5 protein-coding genes and 2 pseudogenes are annotated in these 6,100 nt (G+C 45.2%); 4 read left to right on the plus strand and 3 right to left on the minus strand.

What is annotated here, in order from left to right:
• The 3 genes and pseudogenes from AC1DSE_RS28280 to AC1DSE_RS28290 form a co-directional block, all read right to left on the minus strand.
• Positions 1-187 (minus strand): annotated as a pseudogene (locus tag AC1DSE_RS28280) (hypothetical protein); the annotation flags it as partial.
• Positions 188-364: 177 nt separating this feature from the next.
• Positions 365-1,363 (minus strand): aldose epimerase family protein, encoded by a 999-nt coding sequence (locus AC1DSE_RS28285; protein ID WP_477512647.1) that lies wholly within the window; start codon positions 1,361-1,363, stop codon positions 365-367.
• Positions 1,364-1,507: 144 nt separating this feature from the next.
• Positions 1,508-1,870 carry a LytTR family transcriptional regulator DNA-binding domain-containing protein gene (locus AC1DSE_RS28290; protein WP_076268974.1) on the minus strand — a complete coding sequence of 121 codons (363 nt, stop codon included), beginning with the start codon at positions 1,868-1,870 and terminating at the stop codon, positions 1,508-1,510.
• A 167-nt stretch (positions 1,871-2,037) separates the two neighbouring features.
• On the opposite strand from AC1DSE_RS28290, the gene AC1DSE_RS28295 reads away from it, so the two are divergent.
• The 4 genes and pseudogenes from AC1DSE_RS28295 to AC1DSE_RS28310 form a co-directional block, all read left to right on the plus strand.
• On the plus strand, positions 2,038-3,135 hold the full coding sequence (locus AC1DSE_RS28295) for a lactonase family protein (RefSeq protein ID WP_477512648.1): 1,098 nt from the start codon (positions 2,038-2,040) through the stop codon (positions 3,133-3,135).
• A 70-nt stretch (positions 3,136-3,205) separates the two neighbouring features.
• Positions 3,206-4,432 carry an MFS transporter gene (locus AC1DSE_RS28300; protein ID WP_441886475.1) on the plus strand — a complete coding sequence of 409 codons (1,227 nt, stop codon included), beginning with the start codon at positions 3,206-3,208 and terminating at the stop codon, positions 4,430-4,432.
• 144 nt (positions 4,433-4,576) lie between these two features.
• Entirely contained in the window at positions 4,577-5,938 is a 1,362-nt protein-coding gene (locus tag AC1DSE_RS28305) for a DUF2087 domain-containing protein (protein WP_441886478.1), read from the plus strand.
• A 34-nt stretch (positions 5,939-5,972) separates the two neighbouring features.
• A pseudogene (locus AC1DSE_RS28310) lies at positions 5,973-6,100 on the plus strand (MFS transporter); the annotation flags it as partial.

Below are 6,100 nucleotides of genomic sequence, written 5' to 3' on the forward strand. Positions count from 1 at the left end.
GCTTAGCGAGTGCTTCTGTGGCTTCAATATACTGCTGCTGGAGCTCGCTTATTTTCTCAGGTGTATTGTAAATGTCTTTGATTCGATCAATTAAACCTGCGTGGACAGTTGATTGTGGAATGATGATGAGAATAAAGGATAAGAAGCTTGTAATGACAAGTGCTTTCCATAATGATTGCCGCATCATATTCTCCCTTCAGTTTTCGACATAAGAGGGGCTAATGCTTACATTTTACAGCCTTTCTCGACAATAGTCACTCCTGTCCTGTATTTGGATGGAAAAAATGATTCGGCTTCGTTAAAAATCAATCTCAACATAAAAAAAAGAATAGCAGCGAAATGGCTGCTATCCTTTGATCAGTTCCTATTTTCTAACGTACAAGCGGCTTGTTTCTTCCCAAATGCCGCCTGGCTCAAGTGAGACAAGCCCGATTTGCTCAGCTGGCAAGTTCACATTTGGCGCATTGACGAGATTCAGTTGCGGTTCCGGACAGAAGAAGCCTGGCGTAGCGTTGTTGTTCCAAATCATCCACTGCTTGTAAGCTGTTCCAATATCATAGACTAGCGTTACGCCATTGCGTGTATCGGTCAGCTCCATCGCGTTGCGGCCATTTTGCGGCTCGGTTGTGTAGTGATTATCCATCGGCTCCCAGAATGGGGAGATACCTGTTGTTTTCATGGCTTCCTCGTCTGCAACTAGCGTCTGGTAATTGCCTGTTGGCAGCATCCGCTCGTTAAGCTCCCAGCGTTTGCCGGTTGTTAGCGTGAAGCGGTAATCATCTGCTGTACTATTCGCTGCGAACGGTGCATTGATCGTTGTATGGAAAGCGATCAGGCAAGGCATAACGTCCGTTCCTTCATTATGTACCGATACATGCTGCAGTAGACCCGTATCATTCAAAGCATAACGAAGCTTAATCGTGAAGCGATGCGGCAAATACGTGTAGATCGGGTGGCTTTCATCGATTGAAATTTTGAGCGATACGTAGCTTTCCGTTTTGTTTGTGCCAAAATCCTCGACACTCCAAGCTGCTGTATGGAAAAATCCGTGCAAATGGTTGCCCGTTTTTGCTTCGTTAACTGGAAAGTTATACGTTCTGCCGTTCCATGTAAAAGTACCATCTTCATAACGGTTTGGGGGGAACAGAACCGGGATGCCGTGAATGCCCGGATTCTCTCTGAAGCTATCCATTTCCTCTAGGGATGGTTCACGAAGGAAGGTATAATTGTTTGCTTTATCGCGAAACGCAATAAGATTGGCACCAACTGCTGGCAATACAGCTGCTTCATAAGTGCCCCATTGCAGCCATACAGCTTGCTCATCATGAAATAATTTTTCAAATGCTTGTCCTTGCGTAGACATGGTAGTCCTCCTAAAAGTGATTAATAATTGACTTCATTTGTGCAAAAAATATAATAATATTCAACTTTAGAATAGCAGGACAGTAGACAACAAACAACCGCCCTATTCCGATAATAGCGGAAAATGGGGCGGTTGTATGTACAACTATTTTGTTATCCGATATTCTTTGCTTGAAGCACGCTGTGAAAACAGCTGTTGGATGACGAATTGCTTGCGGCGATTTACGGTTACTTGCTTAGAGTCTGTTATTTCGGAGTCAAAATAAATCGTACCAGCATCAATCGTCTTGATTTTTCCGATATTGATGTAGCAATTAGAGCTGACTTGATAGAAGCTGCGTTCGTTAGTCAACTGGCTGATCTGTTCGGCAGTCATTCGTCTCTTTATATTATAGTTTCTGCCATGGAAGCTTACGAGTCCTTGCATACCGAGCTTGAAATAGAGCACGTCTGTCTCCAACTCGAAATCCTCATACACATTCCGTTCGCTCATTACAACATTCATCATCTCAATTCCCCCTTTAGAAATGTGAATCGCTGAATTTGTTAGCGCTTACATTGTAACATGTCACAATAGTATTTGTGAAGTCTTTTATAAAAAAAAGACATTGTTTGATGAAGCCGCTTATGCTATGGTCACTGTAAAGCCAAAAAGTCAGAGAGGTAGGATAAAAAATGAGCAATTTAAAGGAGCAACCGACACCCATAAACATCCTTTATATCGGGTCATATGGAACAGCGGAGGAATCGACGATTCATGTGTGTACGTTTGACGAAACGACAGGTGAGCTAGCGATATTGCAGCGTCTTAGCGGGCTCGAAAACGCTTCTTATTTGACTTTAAATCCAAGTGGCGGCAGCTTATATGCGGCTAGTGAAACTGAAGTAACCGGAGATGCCAGAGGCGGCTCAGTCGCTTCGTTTGAGATTGATAAAGCAACGGGCTTGCTGAAATCTACAGGCAACCGCTTGCTTACATATGGCGCTCATCCTTGCTACATTAGCACGGACAAAGCGGGGCAGGTGCTCTTAGCTGCCAATTATACAGGCGGAAACGTTGCATTATTGCCGATTAAGGCGGATGGCGGGCTGGAGGAGGCAACATCTGTTCAGCAAAATTCCGGCGAGCTCGGTCCAAATGCAGCAAGGCAGGATGCACCGCATGCTCATTGCATCATTCCGTTTGGTTCTTCTTATGTATGTGCAGTCGATTTGGGCATCGATGCGATCGTTATTTATCGCTTTGATGAGGAACGGCGCTCGCTTATTCCTCATGGGATTAGCAAGGTTCATCGTGGTGCTGGTCCACGTCATTTAATATTCCATCCTCATTTAGAAACAGGCTACGTGATGAATGAACTGGATTCGACGATTACACAATTTGATGTGGATTCGGAACTTGGCACATTAACAGCAAACCAGGTGATATCAGCACTGCCAGCTGACTACAATGGATATAACGATTCAGCGGATATACATTTAGGTGTTTCGGGACGTTATTTGTACAGCTCTAACCGTGGTCATAACAGTATTGCTGTATTTGCAGTAGATCAAGGAAATGGACAGCTCTCGCTTATTCAGCATATCGATTGCGGCGGAGAGTCGCCGCGAAATTTTGTCCTTACGCCAAGCGGCGATCATTTGCTCGTTGCTCATCAGAAGACTGGCAATATTACTGTATTTTCAGTAGATGCGGAAAGCGGGCTGCTGTCCAAGCTGGATTCGGAGCTTGAGCTGCCTAGTCCTGTTTGCATGAAGTTTGCAATAGCTTAGTTCATGCTTGCTGCACGTTTCGTTGAGGGTTACGAGTGTTTTTCGTTAAGAAAGGCAGGTCCTACTAAACATGTCTGCACAGCAAGAAACGAGAAAAATCAATAAAGAAGCGCTAAAATCTGCTACTGTATACTCGATACTCATTTGTATCAGCTCCGTTCATCTCATGAATGATATGATGCAATCGGTTGTATCCGCGCTGTTTCCCGTATTGGAACAATCTCTACGCTTAAGCTTGGCACAAATCGGCTGGATTGCTTTTACGCTCAATATGACTTCATCCGTTATGCAGCCTGTTGTCGGCTTGATCTCGGATAAGAGGCCGGCGCCTTGGATGCTTCCTGTCGGGATGTGTGCAAGCATGCTCGGGATGGTTGGCTTAGCCTTCGCACCGAACTTCTACTTAGTGCTGCTCGCGGTTGTGTTTGTGGGGCTTGGCTCAGCCGTGTTCCATCCAGAGGGCTCGCGGGTTGTTCATTTGGCCGCAGGCAATCGCAGAGCTTTCTCCCAGTCGATTTATCAGGTTGGCGGTAATTTTGGTCAAATGCTCGGTCCGTTGATGACGATGCTGATCTTCCTGCCGTTTGGACAGAAGGGCGCTATATGGGGGACATTGCTTGCTGCTACAGCCATTATTATTTTGACGAAAGTCGTTCCTTGGTATAAGACGCAGTTAGCTGTACATGATGGCAAAATGCAGCGCAAAGCGGCAGGCAGCGCGAAGCCCGCTCTGGCACCCAAGGTTGTTGCGTTTGCACTTGCTATCTTGTTCGTGATCGTATTTGCACGATCCTGGTATGCGGCAGCGATCGGCAACTTTTATCAGTTTTATGTGGTGGAAGCCTATCATCTGACGATTAAGCAAGCACAGATTCCATTATTTTTATTTATGGCAGCCGGTGTTGCCGGCACCTTTCTTGGCGGTATATTGGCGGATCGGATCGGACGCAAAAAAATGATGCTGATTTCCATTCTAGGCGCAGCACCATTCGCTCTCGTTCTGCCGCATCTGCCTCTAGCCTGGGTATATCCAGTAATCGTAGTGCTTGGTTTTGTATTGCAATCCGGATTCTCGGTAAGCGTCGTGTATGCGCAGGAGCTAATGCCCAGCAAGGTAGGGACGGCTTCGGGGCTTATAACGGGTCTTGCTTTTGGAATGGGTGGACTTGGTGCGGTAGTTCTCGGATATTTGGCGGACGCCCGTTCACTCAGCTTTGTTATGGTCGCTTGCAGCGTGTTACCGCTAATGGGCTTGCTGGCGCTTATGCTGCCAAAGGATAGGAAAGAATCGGTGTAACTCGAATAGGAATGACAGAAAAGTCGCTTTAAGGATATTTCCTTAAGGCGACTTTTTTTGTTGGAAAAAGTATTTGATAAAAACCAAACATAATTATATAATGTTTATAAAATAAGTAGACGTTATTGAGAGGTGTTTGGATAAATGGTTGCTGAAGAACGTTTTTGGTCGGCATCGGTAGAAGAACTGAAGCAGGGTTATGTATATGAGGAAGCCGAAGGATTTTATTATTGCCTTATTTGCGGAGAACGCTTTGAGGATGGAGAGATTTTTCGGGATGAGCAGTCTGGACGCTGGTATGAGGCGCGTAAATATGCAGCCTATCATGTCCAGCAGGAGCATGGCTCCATGCTTGATTATTTACTTGAGCTGGATAAGCGGCAGACAGGTCTGACCGACTTACAGAAGGAGCTTATTCAAGGTTTTGCCGATCAGCTGACTGACAACGAGATGATGAGCCGTACTGGAATAGGCAGCGCTTCGACCATTCGGAATCATCGTTTCGTACTGAAGGAAAAGGCCAAGCAAGCAAGGCTTCTGCTCGCAATTATTGAAATGATGGACCATGGCAACACTGCGGCTCCGCGATTCGTGCCTGTACATCGGACGGCTACACAAATAGATGAACGCTATGCGATTACAGAGGATGAATACACAGATCTTTTGAAGCAATATTTTCCGGATGGTCCTGAAGGTCCGCTCGCCTCATTTCCGCGCAAGGAGAAACGTAAAGTAGCAGTGCTGCGTCATATCGCCTCTTATTTCAAAAGCGGAGTCCACTATACAGAGAAAGAAGTGAATGAGCGGTTAATTTCTTTTTGGGAAGAGGATTATGCAACACTGCGCCGCTATCTGATCGATTATGGCTACTTGGATCGTAAAGATGATGGCAAAGTGTATTGGGTGAAGGGTTCAGGAATCAAGAAAAATGAGCTTGAACAGAGTGGGTCGACCGAGCAGGTTGAGCAAATGACAGCCCCAAAGAAATCTGCTAAAGGCAAGCAAGGAAAAACGGATAAACAGAAAGCTCAGGCCAAAGTGCAGGAGCAAGAGGAAGAACGAAAGGGTGATCCAAAAATGGATAAGGCAAAGAGGAAGCAGCTGACAGCTGAGTACCAAGAGCGTGAGCGGCAGATGGGTGTTTTTCAGATCAAAAATAATGTGAATGGAAAAATTTATTTAGGAAGCTCCACTAATTTAGATGCCCTTTGGGGAAAAGAGCAGTTTGTACTGAATATGAATGGTCATGCGAACAAGGAGCTGCAGAAGGAATGGAAGCAATTTGGCGGCGAAAACTTTTCTTTTCTCGTTCTAGAGACCGTTAAATTGGAACAAAAGATTCGTTATGATTATAAAGACGTATTGGACCCGGAAGGCCGTCAACCCGTTGACATGGTGCGACAATACAACAGAGAAGTCAACGATTTAAAGGAGATATGGGCCCAAAAGCTGCAGCCTTATGGTGAAAAGGGTTATCATGGCCCAGCCGAGAAGGTGGAGAAATAAATCATTTTTTGGTTGAGGGAGAGTGCTGATTGAAATGTCTGCTAAAGAAGTAACAGGAGCGGGAGAAAGTTTGCTTCGAAACAAGTTTTTTCAAACGATTATATTTTCAAACGTATTGCTTCAAATTGGAATTTGGGTAAGGAACTTCGCTATTCTGATGTA

The sequence above is a fragment of the Paenibacillus sp. 01L418 genome, assembly GCF_056400045.1.

Bases quoted from the DNA above. Each gene is read 5' to 3' on its own strand.
- AC1DSE_RS28285 (WP_477512647.1), bottom strand. From the start codon at position 1,363: ATGTCTACGCAAGGACAAGCATTTGAAAAATTATTTCATGATGAGCAA.
- AC1DSE_RS28290 (WP_076268974.1), bottom strand. From the start codon at position 1,870: ATGATGAATGTTGTAATGAGCGAACGGAATGTGTATGAGGATTTCGAG.
- AC1DSE_RS28295 (WP_477512648.1), top strand. From the start codon at position 2,038: ATGAGCAATTTAAAGGAGCAACCGACACCCATAAACATCCTTTATATC.
- AC1DSE_RS28300 (WP_441886475.1), top strand. From the start codon at position 3,206: ATGTCTGCACAGCAAGAAACGAGAAAAATCAATAAAGAAGCGCTAAAA.
- AC1DSE_RS28305 (WP_441886478.1), top strand. From the start codon at position 4,577: ATGGTTGCTGAAGAACGTTTTTGGTCGGCATCGGTAGAAGAACTGAAG.